Annotated in this window: 15 protein-coding genes; 1 reads left to right on the forward strand and 14 read right to left on the reverse strand. The window is 73.0% G+C overall.

Features of this window, described 5'->3' with window-relative positions; genetic code table 11:
• Nucleotides 1-7 precede the first annotated feature (7 nt).
• Nucleotides 8-409 carry a carboxymuconolactone decarboxylase family protein gene (locus OG331_RS37335; RefSeq protein ID WP_406204832.1) on the reverse strand — a complete coding sequence of 134 codons (402 nt, stop codon included), beginning with the start codon at nucleotides 407-409 and terminating at the stop codon, nucleotides 8-10.
• Nucleotides 410-686: 277 nt separating this feature from the next.
• On the opposite strand from OG331_RS37335, the gene OG331_RS37340 reads away from it, so the two are divergent.
• The gene (locus tag OG331_RS37340; protein WP_406204835.1) at nucleotides 687-1,592 is read left to right on the forward strand and encodes an SCO1860 family LAETG-anchored protein; all 906 of its coding nucleotides are present in this window, start codon (nucleotides 687-689) and stop codon (nucleotides 1,590-1,592) included.
• Between the two features lie 36 nt (nucleotides 1,593-1,628).
• Here the strand turns inward: OG331_RS37340 and cobC are convergent, their stop codons facing one another.
• From cobC to OG331_RS37405, 13 genes are all read right to left on the reverse strand, one after another.
• Nucleotides 1,629-2,702, reverse strand: coding sequence for an Rv2231c family pyridoxal phosphate-dependent protein CobC (cobC, locus tag OG331_RS37345; RefSeq protein ID WP_406204838.1), 1,074 nt, complete (start codon nucleotides 2,700-2,702; stop codon nucleotides 1,629-1,631).
• Entirely contained in the window at nucleotides 2,692-3,624 is a 933-nt protein-coding gene (locus OG331_RS37350; protein WP_406204840.1) for a sirohydrochlorin chelatase, read from the reverse strand. The genes cobC and OG331_RS37350 overlap by 11 nt, the downstream gene beginning before the upstream one ends.
• Nucleotides 3,621-4,247: a precorrin-8X methylmutase gene (locus tag OG331_RS37355; protein WP_406204843.1), complete on the reverse strand. Its 627-nt coding sequence runs from the start codon at nucleotides 4,245-4,247 to the stop codon at nucleotides 3,621-3,623. Before OG331_RS37355 ends, OG331_RS37350 begins: the two co-directional genes overlap by 4 nt.
• The gene (gene cobJ / locus OG331_RS37360; RefSeq protein WP_406204846.1) at nucleotides 4,244-5,947 is read right to left on the reverse strand and encodes a precorrin-3B C(17)-methyltransferase; all 1,704 of its coding nucleotides are present in this window, start codon (nucleotides 5,945-5,947) and stop codon (nucleotides 4,244-4,246) included. Before cobJ ends, OG331_RS37355 begins: the two co-directional genes overlap by 4 nt.
• Nucleotides 5,944-7,179: a precorrin-6y C5,15-methyltransferase (decarboxylating) subunit CbiE gene (gene cbiE, locus OG331_RS37365; RefSeq protein WP_406204848.1), complete on the reverse strand. Its 1,236-nt coding sequence runs from the start codon at nucleotides 7,177-7,179 to the stop codon at nucleotides 5,944-5,946. The genes cobJ and cbiE overlap by 4 nt, the downstream gene beginning before the upstream one ends.
• Nucleotides 7,176-7,994: a precorrin-4 C(11)-methyltransferase gene (gene cobM / locus OG331_RS37370; RefSeq protein ID WP_406204851.1), complete on the reverse strand. Its 819-nt coding sequence runs from the start codon at nucleotides 7,992-7,994 to the stop codon at nucleotides 7,176-7,178. The genes cbiE and cobM overlap by 4 nt, the downstream gene beginning before the upstream one ends.
• Before the next feature lie 62 nt (nucleotides 7,995-8,056).
• A complete protein-coding gene (gene cobI / locus OG331_RS37375) occupies nucleotides 8,057-8,803 on the reverse strand; it encodes a precorrin-2 C(20)-methyltransferase (RefSeq protein WP_406204854.1) in 747 nt (248 codons plus the stop codon).
• Nucleotides 8,788-10,179: a cobyrinate a,c-diamide synthase gene (locus OG331_RS37380; RefSeq protein WP_406204857.1), complete on the reverse strand. Its 1,392-nt coding sequence runs from the start codon at nucleotides 10,177-10,179 to the stop codon at nucleotides 8,788-8,790. The genes cobI and OG331_RS37380 overlap by 16 nt, the downstream gene beginning before the upstream one ends.
• A 7-nt stretch (nucleotides 10,180-10,186) precedes the next feature.
• Nucleotides 10,187-10,786, reverse strand: coding sequence for a cob(I)yrinic acid a,c-diamide adenosyltransferase (cobO, locus tag OG331_RS37385; protein ID WP_406204860.1), 600 nt, complete (start codon nucleotides 10,784-10,786; stop codon nucleotides 10,187-10,189).
• On the reverse strand, nucleotides 10,786-12,777 hold the full coding sequence (locus tag OG331_RS37390; RefSeq protein ID WP_406204863.1) for a putative cobaltochelatase: 1,992 nt from the start codon (nucleotides 12,775-12,777) through the stop codon (nucleotides 10,786-10,788). Before OG331_RS37390 ends, cobO begins: the two co-directional genes overlap by 1 nt.
• Entirely contained in the window at nucleotides 12,774-16,430 is a 3,657-nt protein-coding gene (gene cobN, locus OG331_RS37395; RefSeq protein ID WP_406204866.1) for a cobaltochelatase subunit CobN, read from the reverse strand. Before cobN ends, OG331_RS37390 begins: the two co-directional genes overlap by 4 nt.
• Complete coding sequence (locus tag OG331_RS37400; RefSeq protein ID WP_406204868.1) at nucleotides 16,427-17,977, reverse strand: cobyric acid synthase; 1,551 nt, start codon at nucleotides 17,975-17,977, stop codon at nucleotides 16,427-16,429. Before OG331_RS37400 ends, cobN begins: the two co-directional genes overlap by 4 nt.
• Entirely contained in the window at nucleotides 17,974-18,915 is a 942-nt protein-coding gene (locus OG331_RS37405) for a cobalamin biosynthesis protein (protein ID WP_406204871.1), read from the reverse strand. The genes OG331_RS37400 and OG331_RS37405 overlap by 4 nt, the downstream gene beginning before the upstream one ends.
• Between the last annotated feature and the right edge of the window lie 21 nt (nucleotides 18,916-18,936).

Consider the following 18,936-nt stretch of genomic DNA (forward strand, 5'->3'; position numbering starts at 1 on the left):
CCGTCGGCTAACCGGTGGCCGTCTCGGCGAAGACCTCGCGGGCGACCCGGTAGCTGTCGAAGGCGCGCGCGGCACCGGCGTAGGCCTCGATGTGAATGAACGCCTCGACGATCTCCTCCGGGCCGACCCCGTTGTTGAGGGCGATGCGCAGCTGCCCGCGCAGCGGTTCGAGGGTGCCCAGGGTCGCCGCGATCGTCACCGACACCAGGGCCCGGGTGCGGAGGTCGAGGACCTCGGTCCGGGGCCACGCGTCGCCGAAGGTGTGGACCGTGGCGAGGCGCTTGAAGTCCGCCGCGTTGGCGGGCTCTCCCGCACCGGGTTCGAGAAAGCGCTCCAACGGCATGCCCAGCAGCCGCTCGGCCGTGCGGAGTGCGGCAGAGTAGTCCCGCTCCTCGTCGTGGTCGGCCATCTCTTGGTTCCCTTCGTTCCGGGCAGCCGGTTGACGCAGCGTAACGACGGGTAGTCCGGTGTCGACGCCCGCTCCCGCACCCGCGCCCACGTGTTCACGCGAGCGCTCGCACAGAAGGGGGTACGGGGGTGACTTCGAGGAACATCCGTGCCCAGGGAATCGAAAGCATTCACGGGAGAGTCACGTTGGAGTGAAGTCCTGGCGGATTGCTGACTCTTCACTCTCAGTACGCAATTCTTGCCGGGTCCCGAGCAAGTCATCTCTGGGGGTCCCCACCTTGAACGGCAAGAACTTCCGCCTGCCCGCACGCCGTCTCGCCACCGTCGCGACGGCCACCGCCCTCACCGCCGGACCCCTGGTCCTGGCCGCCGGCCCCGCGCACGCGACCGGCGACGAGGGCCGCGCGAGCGCCGTCGTGCTGCGTACCGGGCTCGACGTCTCCCTGCTCAACAAGACCGTGAACGTCCCGCTCGCGGTCTCGCTCAACGAGGTACAGGCGCCGCAGAGCGCCGAAAAGGCAACGCTGACGGCAGAGCTGAACGGCGTGGACGGCGGAAAGCCGTTCAGCGTGCTGAGCGCCGAGGTCGCCTCGTCGAAGGCCACGGTCGAGGGCGGCAAGGCCGAGGGGTACACCAACCTCGCCCACGCCAAGGTCCACGTCCCCGGCCTGCCGTTGCTCTCGCTCATCGAGGTCGGCCAGGTCACCTCCAAGGCGACCTGCGAGGCCGGCAAGGAGCCGACCGCCTCGTCCAACCTGCTCGGCGACGTCACCGTGCTGGGCAAGAAGGTCACACTGACCGCCGGCGGGACCACGAACGTCGAGGTGCCGGGCGTCGGCGACGTGCGGCTGGACTACTCCAAGACGGAGAACACCTCGCGTACGGCCGCCGCCACCGCCCTCGAACTCAAGGTGTCCGTCAACCCGTTGAAGCTCAACGTCGCCGAGGTCGAGGGCACCCTGACCCTGGCCGAGGCCACCTGCGAGACCCCGGCCGAGCCGGAGGAGGAGGCAGCCCCGGGCACCGAGCCGGCCGGCGACGTGAAGCCCCAGGGCGAGGCCGCCGACGAGGGACTCGCCGAGACCGGCGGCAACTCCATGACGCCGTACATCGCGGGCGGCGCGGTCGCGCTCCTCGTCGCGGGCGGGGGAGCGGTGGCGCTGGCACGGCGCGGCCGGAGCTGACCGGGTACGGCACGCTGGAGCGGGTGCCGACCCGGCTCAGCCACGTGCGAGAGCCATCGCCCGTTCCAGCGCCCGCAGGAACCGGCTGACCGTCGCCCGGTCCCGCACCGCCAGCCGCAGCCAGTCCTCGCCGAGCCCGGGGAAGGTGTCCCCGCGCCGCACGGCGAACCCGAGCCCGCGCAGGTGCTCTCGAACGGCGGTGGCCCCCGGCAGCCGTACGAGGACGAAGGAACCCTCGGCGGGCTCGACGACCCGGAGCCCCGCCGACACGAACTCGCCCAGCCCGGCGACGAGATGGGCGCGGTCGGAGGCGATGCGGTGAGCCGCGTGGGCCGCCTCCGCCAGTGCCCGCGGTGACACGCACGCCTCGGCGGCGGCGAGCGCGGGCGTGGAGACCGGCCACAGGGGCTGTGCGCGCTCCAGTTCGGCGATGGTCTCCGGGGCGGCCAGGACGTAGCCGATCCGCAGCCCGGCCAGCCCCCACGTCTTGGTGAGGCTGCGCAGCACCACCAGACCCGGCACGTCCGTCCGTCCGGCCAGCGCCTCCCGCTCGCCCGGCACCGCGTCCATGAAGGCCTCGTCCACCACCAACGTCCGCCCAGGACGGGCGAGTGAGGCGATGGACGCGGCCGGGTGCAGGACCGACGTCGGGTTCGTGGGGTTGCCGATGACGACCAGATCGGCGTCCTCGGGGACGAGAGCCGGGTCGAGGCGGAAGCCGTCCTCCTCGCGCAGCAGCACCCGGTCGACACTGTGGCCCGCGTCCCGCAGCGCCGCCTCCGGCTCCGTGAACTGGGGATGCACGACGACCGGCCTGACCACCTTCAACGCCCGTGCCAGCAGCACGAACGCCTCCGCCGCCCCCGCCGTCAGCAGCACCCGCTCGGCCGGCAGCCCGTGCCGCGCCGCCACCGCCGCCCGCGCGGCCCGCCCGTCGGGGTAGGCCGCGAGGGAGCCCAGCGACTCGGCGATGCGCTCGCGCAGCCACACGGGCGGCGTGTCCGCGCGGACGTTCACGGCGAGGTCGACGAGCGCCGCGCCGTCGTCACGGACCTCGGCGTCACCGTGGTGCCGCAGGTCGTGTGCCGGACCGGGTGCCTCAGTGGGCATGCGAGTGGGAGCCATGGTGATGGTGGTGACCATGACCGTGGTCGTGGCCGTCGTCGTCCGGGTGGAAGTGCGGCTGCTGCGGCATGCCGACCTTGTCCTCGAAGCCGGGCAGCGCGATGCGGTAGACGCACGAGTCGCAGTTCATCCGCAGATCGCCCTTCAGGGCCTCCTCGTACCGCTCCATCACCAGAGCGAGCAGCTCCGGCTCCGGACCGATGACGTCCGCCGAGCGCACCTCGATCTCCGGGTGTGCGGCGGCCCAGCCCTCCGTCTGGTGGCGCACGCGGTCCGGCAGGATGCCGGTGAAGAGGAAGTAGGGCAGGACGACGATCCTGCGCGCCCCCAGCTTCACGCACCGGTCGAGCCCGCTCGGCACGTCCGGCGCCGCCAGCGACACGAACGCCGTCTCCACGCCCGCGTATCCGCGCCCCTCCCACAGCAGCCGGGCCGCCTTGTGCACCTCGGCGTTGGCGTCCGGGTCGGTCGAGCCGCGCCCGACCAGCAGCACGGTCACGTCGGCCCGGTCCCCGGGCGTGCGCCCCTCGGTGCCGAGCGCCTCGTCCAGCCGCCGTTCCAGGACGGACAGCAGCGACGGGTGCGGGCCGAGCGGGCGGCCGTAGGTGTACGTGATCCCGGGGTGCCGTTCCTTCTCGCGGGCCAGCGCGGCCGGGATGTCGCCCTTGGCGTGTCCGGCGGACACCAGCATCAGTGGCACGGCGGCGAAGCGCCGTACGCCCCGCTCGACCAGTTCGGTGACGGCCTCGCCCAGGGGCGGCGGGGAGAGCTCGATGAAGCCGCCCGCGACGGGCAGTTCGGGGTGGCGGCGCCCCAGCTCGCGTACGAAGTCGCGGAACGCCTCGGCTCCGGCCTCGTCCCGGGTGCCATGACCGGCGATGAGCAGGGCGGGCGGCGGGGTGGTCACGATTTCTCCTCGTAGTGCGAATCGGAATGCGAATCGGGGTGCGGAACAGGGTGCGAAAGGGGGTGGTACAGCAGGGCGTTGAGCGCGGCGGAGGCGACCGCCGAACCGCCCTTCTCGGACACGTTGCTCACGGCGGGCAACCCGCTCTCGCGCAACGCGGCCTTGGACTCGACCGCGCCGACGAAACCGACGGGCAGCCCGATGACGAGCGCGGGGGCGGCGTCCAGGGTCAGCAGCTCCTCCAGCGCGGTCGGCGCGTTGCCGATCACCCAGAGCGCGCCGGGGCCGACCTGCTCGTGGGCGAGCCGGATGGCATGGGCCGAACGCGTCAGCCCGGTGGCGGCCACCGCGTCCCTGAGCCGGCAGACGGTCTCCCGCCGGGTGATCCCGGCAGCCACCATCTCCACGTCCACGACCACGGGCGCCCCGGCGTGCAGTGCCGCGTGAGCCTTCTCCAACTCGCCCTCGTCCATGACGAGGTCGCTCGCGTAGTCGAGGTCGGCGGCGGAGTGGATGACCCGCTCCACCACGGCCCGCGTCAGCGGCGGGAAGTGCGAGGTGTCCAGCCGGGCGCGCAGCCGCCGGTAGGACTCCTCCTCGATCGGATGAACGACGCGGTTCACTCCGCTCCCTCCTGCGATGCCTGCCAGCGGTAGCCGCGCGGCGTCACCATGCGCCCCGCGATGTCCCGGGTCGCCGTGTTGCCCACGGTCACGACCGTCATCATGTCGACCGTCGCCGGGTCGAGGGCGCCCAGTGTCGTGACCCGACTGGACTCGTCCGGCCGCGACGCGTTCCGTACGACACCGACCGGCGTCGTCGGCTTCCGGTGCTCGGCGAGGATCGCGAGGGCCTTGGGCAGCTGCCAGTCCCGGCCCCGGGAACGGGGGTTGTAGAAGGTCACCACGATGTCCGCCTCGGCCGCGGCCCGCACCCGCCGCTCGATGACCTCCCACGGCGTGTGCAGGTCGGAGAGGCTGATCGACACGTGGTCGTGGCCGAGCGGGGCGCCCAGGATCGCCGCGGCGGCGAGGGCGGCGGTCACGCCCGGCACGCCGATCACGTCGATGTCGTCGGACGCCTCGGCGAGCGCGGGGGAGGCCATGGCGTACACGCCCGCGTCCCCGCTGCCGATCAGTGCGACCGCCTGCCCCTTGCGGGCCTCCTCGACGGCCGTGCGCGCCCGCTCCTCCTCCGCGCCGAGCCCCGACTCCAGGACCCGGGTGCCGGGCCGCAGCAGATCACGGATCTGGTCGACGTACTGGTCGAGCCCGACGAGCACGCGGGCGCGCCGGAGTTCCGCCTTCGCGCGGGGCGTCAGCAGGTCCCGGGCACCCGGCCCGAGCCCGACGACCGCGAGCCGCCCGCGCCCCGGACGCCGTACGACGGCACAGGTCGCCATCGCGGGCCGCCCGTCGGCGCGCTCGGACTTTTGCTTCGGTACGAGGAGTTCACCGCCGCGCACGAGAGCGGCGGCCTCGGCGACCGAGGGGGTGCCGACGGCGGCGAGGGGCGCGTCCGAGGGGTTGGGGACCTCGACGCCCGCGAGCTGCTCGGCGGAGTAGGTCACGACCGGCACGCCGAGCCGCTCGGCGGCCTCCACGATGCCGGGTTCGCCGGCCTTGGCGTCGACGGTGGCGAGTTCGGCGAGGGACTTGAGGGAGAGGCCGGCGTCGCCGAGCGTGCTCTCGATCAGCCCGAGCACCTCGTCGACGGGGGCGCCCTTGGAAGCCCCGACGCCGACGACGAGGGACGGCGGGCGCAGCACGACCTCGCGCTCGGCAACCCGCTCCACGATCCGATCCGTCACGCGGACGACGTACGCCCCCTCGGCGCCGACCGGCAGCGGCGGCAGCGGCCAGGGCACCTCGGCCCGCAGCGCCACCGGCTCACCGTCGAGCAGCGCCCGCGAGACCCCGGCGACATCGCCCTCCACCGGCAGCCCGAGCGTGTCCAGACCGGGCACCCCCACGGCATCGGTCGCCGTCGTCACCACGGGCTGCGCCTCCAGCAACTCCCCGACCTGCCGGGCGAGTTCGTTGGCGCCGCCGCCATGGCCGCCGACCAGCGACACGGCGAACCGCCCGCCCTCGTCGACGCACACCACACCCGGGTCGGTCGCCTTGTCACTCAGCAGCGGCGCGACGAGCCGTACGACGGCGCCCGTCGCCAGGAAACACACGAGCTGCTCGCACTCGGCGAACGCCCGCCGTACGGCGTCCCCGACGGGACCGTCGTACACGCGCACCCGCTCCGGCCACGCCGCGACCAGCCGGTCCCGCGCAGCCGCCCCCGCCGCGGTGGCGGAAATGAGGCCGATCACTGGGCAACTCCCTCTCGGTACACGGGGTTTCTGACACCCCACAGCAGAAAAACGGGATTGGTCGCCGCGAGCCGGGTCACGTCCCCCGGCAGCGGGGCGAGCCGCGACGACTGCAGCAGCACTCCGTCGCAGGAGAACCCGGCGCCGGTGAGTGCCTCGCGGGCGGCCGGCACCCGGTCGAGCGCGGCCATGGCGACGACGACCGTCCGCCGCGCCCGACGCGCGCACGCGGTGACGATGGCGGGCAGCTCGCGCCCCCCGCCCCCGATGAACACCGCGTCCGGATCGTCGAGGTCGGACAGGACGGTGGGCGCCGCCCCGTGCACCACATGCACGTCGACACCGTGCGCGGCGGCGTTGGCGCGGATCCGCTCCACCCCGTCCCGCGCCTTCTCGACGGCTACGGCCGCCGCGCCGAGCCGGGCGCACTCCACGGCCACCGAGCCGGAGCCCGCGCCGATGTCCCACACCAGATCACCGAGCCGCGGCCCCAGCCGGGCCAGGGCCAGCGCCCGCACCTCGAACTTGGTGATCATCGAGTCGCGGTGCGCGAAGTCGGCCTCGTCCAGCGCCCATCCGGCGGGCCCCGGCGCCGGACCGGCCACCGTCCGCACCGCGCCCAGAGCCCGCTCGGGGTCCAGGCACAGCACGACGCTCACCGCCGTACCCCAGTCGCGGGCGGCGGCCTCGGCGGGCGTCACCCGCTCCACGCGCTCCAGCTCCGGATCGCCCAGCGCGCAGGCGACGACCAGGACCCGCCCGGTGTGCCGCAGCGCCGCGCCCAGCTCGGCCGGCCCGGCACCCGGCCCGGTCAGCACCGCCACCTTGGGGTGCGCCCGGCACACGTTCACCGCCGTCCGCGGCTCACGCCCGTGCGCGCTCACCACCACCGCGTCGTCCCACGGCAGCCCGGCCCGCGCGAACGCGGCGGCCACCGAGGACACCCCGGCACGCACATCCAGCCGCTCCGACCCGAACCGCTCGGCCAGCACCCGCACGATCCCGAGGAACCCCGGGTCGCCCGAGGCGAGCACCACCACGGGCCGTTCCTTCTCGACGTACTCCGCGATGGTGTCGAGGGCGGGCGCCAACGCCCCGAGCACGACCCGCTCAACGTTTCCGGGCAGGTGTACGGCGTCCAGATGCCGCCGCCCGCCGACGACCAGCTCGGCCCCGGCGAGGACGTCCTCGGGAACCGGCGCCCCCGTCCCCGTGCCGACGACGGTGATCACGTACTGGCTCCCCGCTCACGCAGCGCCCTGCGCGCCTCCGGGTCCGCCTTGCGGTACCCGTGGAAGTGACCGGGGTGGTAGAGGTGCGAGCGCGTGCCGTGCGCGTCGAGGGCGGGGCCGACCAGGAACAGGGTGTGCTTCCAGAGCTTGTGCTCCTTGACGGTCTCCTCCAGCGTCTCGATCGTGCACTTGACCACGAGTTCCTCGGGCCAGGTCGCCTGGTAGGCGACGACGACCGGCGTGGACGTCGGATACCCGCCCTCCAGCAACTCCCGTACGAGCTGCCCGCTGCGGGCCGCCGACAGGAAGATCGCCATGGTGGTGCCGTGCTTGGCGAACTCCCTGACCTCCTCGCCGGGCGGCATCGGCGTCTTGCCGCCGCCGAGCCGGGTGAGGACGACGGACTGCGCGACCTCGGGGATGGTCAGCTCGCGCCCGGCGAGCGCGGCGACCGCGGAGAAGGCGGAGACCCCGGGCACGACCTCGGTCTCGACGCCGATCACGGCACACCGGTCGAGCTGCTCCTGGGTACCGCCCCAGAGGGCGGGGTCACCGGAGTGGATACGGGCGACCTTGAGGTCGTCGGCGCGGGCCCGCTCGTACACGGCGACGACGTCTTCGAGGGACATGGCCGCCGAGTCGAGGATCTCGGCGTCCTCGCGCGCGTGCTCGAGGACCTCCGCCTGGACCAGGCTGGCCGCCCAGATCACGACGTCCGCCTCGGCGATGGCACGGGCGGCACGGAACGTCAGCAGATCGGCGGCGCCGGGGCCGGCACCGACGAAGGTCACCTTGCCGGTGGGGGCATCGGCCATGGGAATTCGGTCCTCTCCTACAGGGGTCGGCGGGGGTTGGTGTGCGGGGCGTGGGACCGGCGTCAGAGCTTGCCGCCCCGGCCGCCGTCGCGCCGGGCGGGCGCGATGAGGGTCGAGAGGTAGGGGAGGGGGGAGCCGTCGAGGTCGGCGGCCGGCCGGATCGACTCCTCCGTCAGCCCCAGTGCCGACCCCCACACCGCGTCCTCGATCCGCCCGGTCTCCCGCAGGGCCTCGGCCACCTCACCCGCCTGCCGGCCGAACTTGTAGGCGACGACGGTCCCGGGCCCGCTGAGAGCCTCCTTCAGTACCGTCGCCCCCGCGGTCACGGGCACCAGCGTGAGCGGCTCGGTCCCCTCGGTGAGAACCGCGCCCGACCTCGCGGCGAGGTCCTGCATGGCGGTGATGCCGGGGACCGTCTCGATGACGGTGCCCGGTACCGCCTCGCCGATGGTCTGCGCGAGGTAGGTGAACGTGGAGTACACATTGGGGTCGCCGATGGTGGCGAAGGCGACGGCGCCATGCTGCCCCAGCAGCTCGGCGACACGCTCACCCGCCGCGTCCCAGGCGGCCTCGCGCCGAGCACGGTCGGTCCGCTCGTTGAGCGCGAACACGACCCGCACGACCTTCTCCTCGGGCACGTAGTGCAGCACGGTGGCCTCGGCCCGCCCACGCTCACCCGTGTCCATGACGGGTACGACGACCACGTCGGCCTCGCGCAGAGCGTTGACGCCCTTGACGGTCACCAGCTCCGGATCGCCGGGACCGACCCCGACTCCGATCAACCTGCTGCTGCTCATGACGTCCGGCACCTCTCCACGAACCGACGGGCGACACCGGGCTGTGCTGCCCAGTGCGTGTGCAGATAACTCGCGTGCACGCCCTGCTGTACGAAACCTTCGACCCGCCGTACGGGGGTCCTGACCCCCCAGGCGGGAGCCGTCCCCGAGCCGGGCTCGACGACGGTCCGATGAAACTCGTGCGCCCGCATCCGCGTCCCGGCCGGCGCCAGCACACTGTCACTCACGGCGACGGCGTCCCGATACCCCAGCGTCAACCGCTCGCTCATCCGCGCGCTCACGTCGAGCACCCCGCACATGGGCAGCCCGTCCAGCTCCCGGCAGAGGTAGAGCAACCCCGCACACTCGGCGGCCACCGGAGCCCCGCTCCCGGCGAGGGCGGCAACGGCCTTGCGCAGCGGTTCGTTGCCGGACAGCTCAGCGGCGTACACCTCGGGGAACCCGCCGCCGATGACCAGGCCCCGCGTGCCGTCGGGCAGTTGCTCGTCCCGCAGCGGATCGAAGGGCACGACTTCGGCACCGGCGGCGGCGAGCAGTTCGGCGTGCTCGGCGTAGGAGAAGGTGAACGCGGACCCTCCGGCGACGGCGACCATGGGCTTTTCAACCCGTCCGGGGGTGCCCCCTCCGGGGGAGTTCGAAGACGAGGCGTCGAGGACCTCAGCCGCATCCCAAGCCGCAACCGACATCACACCCGCACCCCGAGCCAGCCCCAGCAACCCCTCCAGATCGCACCCACGCTCAACCTGCGCCGCCATCGCCGCAACCGCCTCCACGGCCTCCCCCCGCCGCTCGGCAACCGGCACCAGCCCCAGATGCCGCGACGGTGTATCCACCTGAGCCACCCGCCGCAGCACCCCCAGCACAGGCACCCCGGCCGAGTCCAACGCCTCCCGCAGCAACGACTCGTGCCGATCCGAAGCGACCTTGTTCAAAATCACGCCCCCGACCCGCACCTGCGGATCCCAGGACGCGAACCCGTGCACCAGCGCCGCCACGGACCGCGACTGCGACGAGGCGTCCACGACGAGCACGACCGGCGCCCGCAGCAGCTTCGCCACATGCGCCGTGGACGCCAGCTCACCCTCCCCGGCGGCCCCGTCGTACAGCCCCATCACGCCCTCGACGACGGCGATGTCACAGCCACGCGCCCCGTGCAGGAACAACGGCCCGATCAGCTCCGGCCCGCACAGATACGCGTCGAGGTTCCGCCCCACCCGCCCGGTCGCGAGCGCGTGATACCCGGGATCGATGTAGTCCGGCCCGACCTTGTGCGGGGACACGGCAAGCCCCCGCGCGGCGAACGCGGCCATCAGCCCTGTGGCAACGGTGGTCTTGCCGCTGCCGGAGGAAGGCGCGGCAATGACCAGCCGAGGGACGGAGGAGGACATCACGCGATCACCACTCGATGCCTCTCTGGCCCTTCTGGCCCGCGTCCATGGGGTGCTTGACCTTGGACATGTCGGTCACGAGATCGGCGAGGCCGACCAGTTTCTCGGGCGCGTTCCGCCCGGTGATGACCACGTGCTGGGTCCCCGGCCGGTCACGCAGCACGGAGACGACCTCATCGGTGTCCACCCACCCCCAGTGCATGGGGTAGGCGAACTCGTCGAGCACGTACAGCTTGTACGTCTCGGCGGCCAGGTCCCGCTTGACCTGCTCCCAGCCCTCCCGGGCCTTCTCCTCGTTGTCCATCTGGGCGTCCCGCTGAACCCAGGACCACCCTTCGCCCATCTTGTGCCAGTCCACGGACCCGCCCTGCCCGGACGCCCCCAGCACCCGCAGCGCGTTCTCCTCGCCGACCTTCCACTTCGCCGACTTGACGAACTGGAACACCCCGATCGGCCACCCCTGGTTCCAGGCCCGCAGAGCAAGCCCGAAGGCGGCGGTCGACTTGCCCTTGCCGATCCCCGTATGCACGACCACCAGCGGCCGGTTACGACGCTGACGAGTCGTCAGTCCGTCGTCCGGCACGACACTCGGCTGTCCCTGAGGCATTACGCGGCCCTCCTCTGTACGTCCTTCACCAGGCCTGCGATGGACTCCGCCCGCAGCTCGTCCAACGTCACCGCCGTACCGCCGAGTTCACCCGCGAGCTGCCCCGCCAGCCCCAGCCGCACGGGCCCGGACTCACAGTCGACGACCACGGACGCGACACCGTCGGCCGCGAACAGCCGGGCCGCCCGCCCCGCGAGCGCGACCGGCTCGGGACCGCCGGTGGCCCGCCCGTCGGTCACCAGCACGACCAGCGCCCGCCGGGCCGGATCCCGCAGCCGCTCCACCCGCAGCACCTCATGGGCCTTCAGCAGCCCGGCCGCAAGCGGCGTACGCCCACCGGTCGGCAACGACTCCAGCCGGACTGCGGCGGCATCCACGGACGACGTGGGCGGCAGCGCGACATCGCCCGCCGTGCCCCGGAACGTCACCAGCCCCACCTTGTCCCGCCGCTGATACGCGTCCAGCAACAGCGACAGAACGGCACCCTTCACGGCACTCATCCGCTGCCGGGCCGCCATCGACCCGGAGGCGTCCACGACGAACAGCACGAGATTGCCCTCGCGCCCTTCCCGGACGGCCTGCCGCAGATCGTCCCGCCGCACGACGAGACCCCGCCCGGACCGCCCCCGCGCCCGCTGATGCGGCGCCGCCGCCTGCACGGTGGCCGCCAGGTGCAGCTTGGTGAGCGCCCCTCGGGGCCGCCGCGCGCCGGTCGTGCGCCCATGCTCGGTCCGCGCCCGCGAACGCCGCCCGGCGGCACCCTCACCGATGCCCGGCACGCTCAGCACCTTCGTCCGGAAGGGCTCGGACGCCCGCGCGGGAGTCCGCTCCCCGGCCCCGGAAGGCTGCGGCTCCCCGTCCTCGCCGGCCTCGGGCCGCGCGCCGGATTCACCGCCCTGCGGTCCGTCGGACTCGGACGGCGGCTGCCCGCCACCCCCGCCGGGCCCGTCGGGGTCGGGATCCTCGTCGCTCTCGTCGTCACCGGAGAACTCCTCCAGCGTCTCGTCGAGCTTGTCCTCGTCCAGTCCCGGCGCGTCGAAGGGGTTACGGCGCCGACGGTGCGGCAGCGCCAGCAGCGCCGCCTGCCGGACGTCCTCGGCGAGCACATCGGTCCGCCCGGCCCACGCGGCCAGCGCGGTGGCCGTACGGGCCATCACGATGTCCGCCCGCATGCCGTCCACCTCGAAGGCCGCGCAGGTCGCCGCGATCTGCCGCAGCGCCCCGTCACCGAGCCGCACCGAGGGCAGCAACTCCCGTGCGGCGAGGATGCGTTGACGCACGGAGGTCTCGTCGTCCGCCCACCGCGCGGCGAACCCGTCCGGATCGTCGTCGTACGCGAGCCGCCGCCGCACGACCTCCACCCGCTGCTCGGGCTCCCGCGAGGCGGCGACCTCGACGGTCAGCCCGAACCGGTCGAGCAACTGCGGCCGCAGCTCGCCCTCTTCGGGGTTCATGGTCCCGACGAGCAGGAAACGCGCGGCATGCCGTACGGAGACGCCCTCGCGCTCGACATACGACGCACCCATCGCCGCCGCGTCCAGGAGCAGGTCGACGAGGTGGTCGTGGAGCAGGTTGACCTCGTCGACGTACAGGATGCCGCGGTGGGCGTCCGCGAGCAGCCCCGGCTCGAAGGCCTTCACGCCCTCGGCCAGCGCCCGCTCGATGTCCAGCGCGCCGACCAGCCGGTCCTCGGAGGCACCGACGGGGAGTTCGACCATGCGGGCGGGGCGCGGCGTGCCGGCCCCCGCCTCGTGCGGCCCGTCGGGGCACGCGGGGTCGGGGGCGCCCGGGTCGCAGGAGAAACGGCACCCGGCGACGACCGGCACCTGCGGCATCAGCGCCGAAAGCGCCCGTACCGCCGTCGACTTGGCGGTGCCCTTCTCGCCGCGCACCAGCACACCGCCGACCGCCGGGGACACGGCGTTCAGCAGCAACGCGAGCCGCAGGTCGTCCTGGCCGACAACGGCCGTAAAAGGGAAGGGGGTTGTCACTGGTCGTCGCCCTCCAAGTCGCCTTCGAGCTCCAGGTAGGTGGCGCGCAGCCGCTCCAGCGTGTCGGCGTCCGGCTCGGCCCACAGCCCGCGGTCGGCGGCCTCCAGCAGACGCTCGGTGACGCCACGCAGCGCCCACGGGTTGGACTTCTTCATGAAGTCCCGGTTCTCCGGGTCGAAGACGTACTCGGCGCTGAGCTTCTCGTACATCCAGTCGTCGACCACGCCCGCCGTGGCGTCGTACCCGAAGAGGTAGTCCACGGTCGCCGCCATCTCGAAGGCGCCCTTGTAGCCGTGCCGGCGCATGGCCGCCATCCAGCGCGGGTTGACGACGCGGGCGCGGAACACGCGGTGCGTCTCCTCGCCCAGCGTCCGCGTCCTCACCTGGTCGGGCACGGCACTGTCGCCCACGTACGCCTCGGGGTTCGCGCCCGTCAGATGCCGCACCATGGCGACCATGCCGCCGTGGTACTGGAAGTAGTCGTCGGCGTCGACGAGGTCGTGCTCGCGGGTGTCGACGTTCTTCGCGGCGACGGCGATCCGCTTGAACGCGGTCTCCATGTCGCCGCGCGCCGCCCGCCCGTCGAGCCCGCGCCCGTAGGCGTAGCCGCCCCAGACGGCGTACACCTCGGCGAGGTCGGCGTCGGAGCGCCAGTTCCGGGCGTCGATCAGCGGCAGCAGGCCGGCACCGTAGGCGCCCGGCTTCGAGCCGAAGATACGGGCCGTGGCGCGCCGCCGGTCGCCGTGCTCGGCGGTGTCCTCGTCGGCGTGTGCGCGCACGTAGTTGCGGTCGGCGGGCTCGTCCAGCTCGGCGACCTTGCGGACCGCGTCGTCGAGCAGCCCCACCACGTGCGGGAAGGCGTCCCGGAAGAAGCCGGAGATGCGCACCGTGACGTCGATGCGCGGCCGTCCGAGCTCCTCCAGGCCGATGACCTCGAAGCCGGTCACCCGGCGCGAGGCGTCGTCCCAGACCGGGCGGCAGCCCAGCAGCGCGAGGATCTCGGCGATGTCGTCGCCCTGGGTGCGCATCGCGGACGTGCCCCAGACGGTCAGGCCGACCGACTTCGGGTACTCGCCGGTGTCCTGGAGGTACCGCGCGACCAGCGAGTCGGCGAGCGACTGCCCGACCTCCCAGCTCAGCCTGGACGGAATGGCCTTGGGGTCGACGGAGTAGAAGTTCCGCCCGGTCGGCAGGACGTTGACCAGCCCGCGCGTCGGCGAACCCGACGGACCGGCCGGGACGTAACCGCCGTCCAGCGCCTTGAGGATGTGCCCGATCTCGTCCGTCGTCCGGGCGAGACGCGGCACGACCTCGTTGCAGGCGAACTCCAACACGGCGACGGCGTCCGGCAGTTCGGTGCCGAGGACGTCACGGATCAGCGCACGGCTCTCCGCAACCGCCCAGCCGCGCTCCTCCATGCCCTCCGCGATCCGCCGGCACAGCTGCTCCAGCAGGTCGATCGCGTCGGCGGCCGTGCGCGCGGGGCCGTCGACCAGATCCGACAGCTCCACCGGCACCTTCAACGGTGCGCCCGGCTCGCCCAGCAGCACCTTCTCGTCGAGCCCGAAGTGAGCGGCCAGCGAGGCCCTCAGGCCCGGCAGGGCATTGGCCTGTCCGCCCCACACCTGCGAGGCGCGCAGCACGGCGAGCACGAGGTTCACGCGCGGCTCCGCCTCCGGCCCGCCGCCGAGGATGTGCAGTCCGTCGCGGATCTGCACGTCCTTGATCTCGCACAGATAGCCGTCGATGTGCATGACGAACTCGTCGAAGTCGTCGTCGTCCGGCTGGTCGTCGACATGCAGGTCGTGATGCAGCTCGGCCGCCTTGACCAGCGTCCAGATCTGCGCGCGCACCGCCGGGGCCTTCGTCGGGTCCAGGTCGGAGACGAGCGCGTACTCGTCGAGCAGCTGCTCCAGCTTGGCCAGGTCGCCGTAGGTGTCGGCCCGTGCCATCGGCGGCACCAGGTGGTCGACGACGGTGGCGTGTCCACGCCGCTTGGCCTGGGTGCCCTCGCCCGGGTCGTTGACGATGAACGGGTAGATCAGCGGCAGGTCCCCGAGGACCGCGTCCGGCGCGCACCCGCCGCTGAGTCCCAGCCCCTTGCCCGGCAGCCACTCCATCGTGCCGTGCTTGCCCATGTGCACGATCGCGTCGGCGCCGAAGCTGTTGTCCAGCCACCGGTACGCCGCCATGTAGTGGTGCGACGGCGGCATGTCCGGGTCGTGGTAGATCGCGATCGGGTTCTCGCCGAAGCCGCGCGGCGGCTGGATCATCACGACGACGTTCCCGAACTGGAGCGACGCGAGGACGATGTCGTCCCCGTCGACGTACAGCGACCCCGGCGGCTCGCCCCACGCCTGAAGCATGCCGTCCCTGAGTTCGGGGTCGAGCTTGTCGAACCACGCCTGATAGTCGGCGAGCGGCACGCGAGCGGGCGCGGCCGCCAGCTGGTCCTCGGTGAGCCACTCGACGTCGTGCCCGCCCGCCGCGATGAGCCGGTGGATCAGTTCGTCGCCGTTGTCCGGGTACTCGGTGAGGCCGTACCCGGCGTCCCTGAGCGCGTCCAGCACCCGCACCGCCGAGGCGGGCGTGTCCAGGCCCACCGCGTTGCCGACACGCGAGTGCTTGGTCGGGTAGGCGGTGAAGACGAGCGCGAGCTTCTTCTCGCCGTTCGCCTTGTGCTTCAACTGGGCGTGCCGTACGGCGATCCCGGCGACCCGCCCCGCCCGCTCCGGGTCGGCGACGTACACGGGCACGTCGTCCGGGCCCTGCTCCTTGAAGGAGAACGGCACGGTGACGAGCCGTCCGTCGAACTCGGGGATCGCGACCTGCATCGCCGCGTCCATGGGGGAGAGGGCGGCGTCGGACTCGTCCCACGCGGCCCGCGAGGAGGTGAGGCAAAGGCCTTGCAGCACCGGCACGTTCAGCTCGGCGAGCCTGCCGATGTCCCACGCCTCCTCGTCGCCGCCCGCCGACGCCTGCGAGGCGTGCGTGCCGCCGGCCGCGAGGACGGTGGCGACCAGGGCGTCGGCCCTGCCGAGGATCTCGTACAGCTCCGGGTCCGCGCCGCGCAGCGAACCGCAGTACACGGGAAGGGCGTTGGCCCCCCGAGCCTCGACGGCGTCGCACAGGGTGTCCACGAAGCCGGTGTTGCCGCTCAGTTCATGCGCCCGGTAGAAGAGCACGCCGACGGTCGGACGGCCCTCGACGAAGGGCCGCTCGCCATGGACGCCGTACTCCGGCATCTTCTGCGGCTCGACGAACCCCTCGCCCGTCAGCAGCACGGTGTCGGAGAGGAACCGCGCGAGTTCGGTGAGGTTGGCCGGCCCGCCCTCGACGAGATACCTCAGCGCCTCGGCCACCACACCGGCCGGGACGGACGACTCGGCCATCAACTCCGCGTCCGGGACGGCCTCGCCGCCGAGCAGCACGGTCGGGATGCCCGCGGCCTTCAGCGCGGCGAGCCCGTCCTCCCAGGCCCGCTTGCCGCCCAGCAGGCGTACGACGGCGATGTCCGAGCCCTCGATGAGCGCGGGCAGCTCCTCGGCGACATCCACGCGGGTCGGATTGCCGATCCGGTACGTGGCACCGGAGGCGGCCCTGGCCGCCAGCAGGTCCGTGTCGGCGGTCGACAACAACAACACAGTGCTCATGCGGGCGCTCCCGGTGGAATGAAAGGCAGTCCTTGCGGCGCGCCCGACTCGATGAGCCGCCAGAGCGCGTCCGTGTCAGCGTGCTGTTCGATCAGGTCGCCGAGCCGGTCGAGCTGCTCCTCGCGCAGCGCGGCGAACGACGTGTCGGGGGCCGGCACGAAGCGGCGGCCCGCGGCGGCGGCCACCTCGCGCAGGAAGGCCCGCCGGAAACCGTCCGACTCCAGCGAGCCGTGCCAGTGCGTGCCCCAGGTCTGGCCGACCCGGCAGCCGTCGAGGAAGGCTTCCCCGCCATGGATCTCGGCGACCCCGTGGTGGATCTCGTACCCCGCGACGTGCGCGCCGAGGGCTTCTCCCGCCGGCCGGGTGAGGGTCTTCTCGCGGGCGAACCGCACCCGCACGGGCAGGACACCGAGCCCCTCGACATGACCCTGTCGGCTCTCGACCTCGTCCTCGATGTGCTCGCCGAGAACCTGGAAGCCGCCGCAGATGCCGAGGACGGGCCGTCCTTCGGCGACCCTGCGCTTCAGGGCCTCCGCGAGCCCCCGCTCCCGCAGCCACTCCAGCGCCCGGACCGTCCCCCGGGTCCCCGGCACGATGACGAGATCGGCGTCCGCCAGCTCCTCGGGCCGGTCCACGAACCGCACCACGACACCGGGTTCGGCGGCGAGGGCGTCGACGTCCGTGAAGTTGGACATGAGCGGGACGGCACAGACGGCGACCCGCAGCACGTCCTCGCCGAGGGGCGGGGCGACGTTCGACTCCCGCACTGTCCCGCGCAGGGACACCCGCAGCCCGTCCTCCTCGTCGATGCCGAGGCCGTGCTGGAAGGGGAGGACGCCGTAGGTGTGGCGTCCGGTGAGGCCGTGCAGCATGTCGATGCCCGGCTCCAGGAGGCTGACGTCCCCGCGGAACTTGTTCACCAGGAACCCGGCGACGAGCGCCTGGTCCTCGGGCGAGAGAAGGGCGACCGTCCCGAAGAAGGAGGCGAACACGCCACCGCGGTCGATGTCACCCACCACCAGCACGGGCAGCCCGGCATTGCGGGCGATCCCCATGTTGACGATGTCGGTCCGCCGCAGATTGATCTCCGCCGGAGAGCCGGCCCCCTCACAGATCACCGCGTCATACGTGCCCCGCAACTCGGCGAGACAGTCGAGCACGGTCCCGAGCAGCTGCTGCTGCCGCCCGCCGTGCAGCCTCGTCCCGGGGGACGACCCCCCGGACCCCCCGAAGAAACCGCGTGCGCTCAGCTCACCCACCGGCTTGCCCAGCAGCACGACCTGACTGCTCTGCTCGCCACCGGGCTTGAGCAGCACGGGATTCATCAGCGCGGTCGGCTCGACCCGGCAGGCCTGTGCCTGCATGGCCTGCGCCCGCCCGATCTCGGCGCCCTCGCGCGTGACGAACGAGTTGAGGGACATGTTCTGCGCCTTGAACGGCGCGACCTTCACTCCCTGCCGCACCAGCCACCGGCAGATCCCGGCGGTGACGACGCTCTTGCCGGCGTCGGACGTGGTGCCGGCGACGAGGAGACCACCGCCCGTCATGAGGTACGCCCCTTCACGATGCGGCGCGCGGCGGCACAGACGCCGAGCGCCAGCCAGCCCACGCGCTTCGACAGCCGTACGGCCCGTTCGATGTCCTGCGTGCCGACGGCCCGCCCGTCCCCGTTCAGCACGGGCCGATGCTCGACGCGTCCGCCGTAGGACAGCGTCCCGCCCAGCCGCACCCCGAGCGCCCCCGCGAACGAGGCCTCCACGGGACCGGCGTTGGGACTCGGATGCGCCGCCGCGTCGGTACGCCAGGCCCGTACCGCTCCACGGGGGTCGGCCCCGGCGACGGCGGCGAGTACGGCGGTCAGCCGCGATCCCGGCCACCCCGCCACGTCGTCGAGCCTCGCGGAAGCCCAGCCGTAGCGGCGGTACTTGGGCGACTTGTGCCCGACCATGGCGTCGAGCGTGTTCACGGCCCGGAACCCGACCAGCCCGGGAATGCCGGCCACGGCGCCCCACACCAGCGCGCCCACGACCGCGTCGGAGGTGTTCTCGGCGACGGACTCCACGACCGCCCGTGCGATCCCGTCCGCGTCCAGCGCCTGCGGGTCCCGCCCGCACAGATGCGGCAGCCGGGCACGTGCGCCCTCGATGTCCCCCGCTTCGAGCGCCTGCCCGATGACCCGGGCCTCCCGGGCGAGCGAAGTCCCCCCGACGACCGCCCAGGTGGCAGCGCCGGTCAGCGCGACGGAGGCGGCGGGCGAGGTACGTACGGCACGGGCTGCGGCGGCACCGAGCGCCAGGGCGCCACCGGCGCACACGGCGGTGTGCACCGCACCCCATGCGCGGTGGTCACGCCACAACACCCGTTCCACGGCGGCGGCGGTCCGTCCGAACACGGCGACCGGATGCCCCCGGCGAGGATCGCCGAGCAGCAGATCACCGAGAAGGCCGGCGGCGGCGCCGTACGCGAAGACGCGATCGGCACGCATCGGGGTCAGCCGATCGTCGAG

Source organism: Streptomyces sp. NBC_01017 (genome assembly GCF_045162795.1).
Lineage (GTDB): Bacteria > Actinomycetota > Actinomycetes > Streptomycetales > Streptomycetaceae > Streptomyces > Streptomyces machairae.